Annotated in this window: 2 protein-coding genes; one reads left to right on the top strand and one right to left on the bottom strand. The window is 41.2% G+C overall.

The annotated features are described in order from the left end of the window. Nucleotides 1–123 precede the first annotated feature (123 nt). The gene (locus PX481_RS03810) at nt 124–378 is read left to right on the top strand and encodes a type II toxin-antitoxin system HicB family antitoxin (RefSeq protein ID WP_043998973.1); all 255 of its coding nucleotides are present in this window, start codon (nt 124–126) and stop codon (nt 376–378) included. Nucleotides 379–600: 222 nt separating this feature from the next. Here the strand turns inward: PX481_RS03810 and PX481_RS03805 are convergent. Next, on the bottom strand, nt 601–1,564 hold a 964-nt coding region (locus PX481_RS03805), incomplete at its 5' end, for a His/Gly/Thr/Pro-type tRNA ligase C-terminal domain-containing protein (RefSeq protein ID WP_288093715.1).

The following is a 1,564-nucleotide window of genomic DNA, read 5'->3' as shown; positions in this document are numbered from 1 at the left end:
TTCAGGTACTTTTTCCCTGAAAATTAGGTAGTTGACCACCTGAAAATCGATAAAACCCCACACCCCACACCCCACACCCCACACCCTGCCCCCAGGAAAAACTTTTTCAGCAAGCCCTATCTAATTGTTCTCGAAAAAAGTGAAACGGGATTTTCCGCTTATTCACCCGATGTAGTAGGGTGTGTACCAACAGGGGCGACTTTAGAAGAAACAACGGAGCAAATGCGATCGGCTTTGGCTTTGCATTTGGCAGATGTTGAAAATTGTCCCCAACCGCGAGGAATTGATGCCTATCTAGAAGCTTTGCGAGATTCGGAAGGAGAAACATTTTTTCTGACTCATATTCCACTGGATCAAGTCTTAATTAGGGTCTGCTGAAAAAGTTTGTTGGTGGGGTTAGGAGCCGGTAGTCAGGAGTCGGTCGTCAGTACTATATGCTTGAGAAAATACAGCAAAAAATCGCCATCATTAAGGAGATTGAATTTGTTGATTGAGACTTGCTTTGAGAGAAATCGACATAAAGATAATATAGTAATCTCAAAAGCTCCTTTTTTAGAAGTTTTTCAAGAAATTAAGCAAATTATCTGTATATTTAATCACTTAATCAGAAGCATTTACCTTTGAAATAGCAGTTTTTAAATAGGAAACCACCTCATTAATTGCTACTTCTGACGCTTTTTTACTGGCTCTTTCGACTAATTCCACCTTACCCGATTTGAGAGATTTACCCGTGACAATGCGATAGGGAATCCCAATTAAATCCGCATCTTTGAACTTAACTCCCGCACGTTCATTCCGGTCATCTAAAAGGGTTTCAATGCCGGCTTGATTTAACTCATTGTATAAACTTTCGGCGGTTTTTACCTGCTCGGCATCGGCTAAATTAGGAATAACCACAATCGCTTGATAGGGGGCAATAGCTACGGGCCAAATAATACCATCTTTATCGTAGGATTGTTCTACGGCTGCCTGGGCTAAACGCGATACTCCAATCCCATAACAACCCATACAAATGGGGGTAGATTCTCCCGCTTCATTAGTATAAAAAGCATTCATAGCTTGAGAATATTTATAGCCCAATTGGAAGATATGACCGACTTCAATTCCTCTAGCACTTTGCAAGGTTTGATTAGGATCATGAATAGCTCGATCGCCTACCTGGGCTTTGCGTAGATCGACGATTAATTCCGGTAAGATAAAATCTTGACCCCAATTGGCTCCCACTACATGAAACCCCGTTTCATTAGCACCGGTGATAAAGTTTTCTAAGTCTGTCACCGTGTTGTCTGCTATGCGTAAAAACTTAGGAGCTATATCGCTGGCTTTTTTGAGCAAATTATCTTCTAAGTCGGGAGCAATATAACCCAAAGGTAAAGGTTTAGTTGCCCATTTCTGTTGAGCGGCAGCATCGGGTATTTTTAAAGCCAAAATTGTTTTAGCATTGTAACGGCCCGCCTGTCTAACTAATTCATTTTGTAGTTTAACTTCATTAACCTCTTGATCGCCCCGAATGCTCACCAAAACTAAAACAGTGATGCCGCTATCATAAACCACTTCGTAGAGA

This window comes from Microcystis sp. M53603_WE2 (genome assembly GCF_030065435.1).
This window is presented reverse-complemented; position numbering and strand designations above follow the sequence as displayed.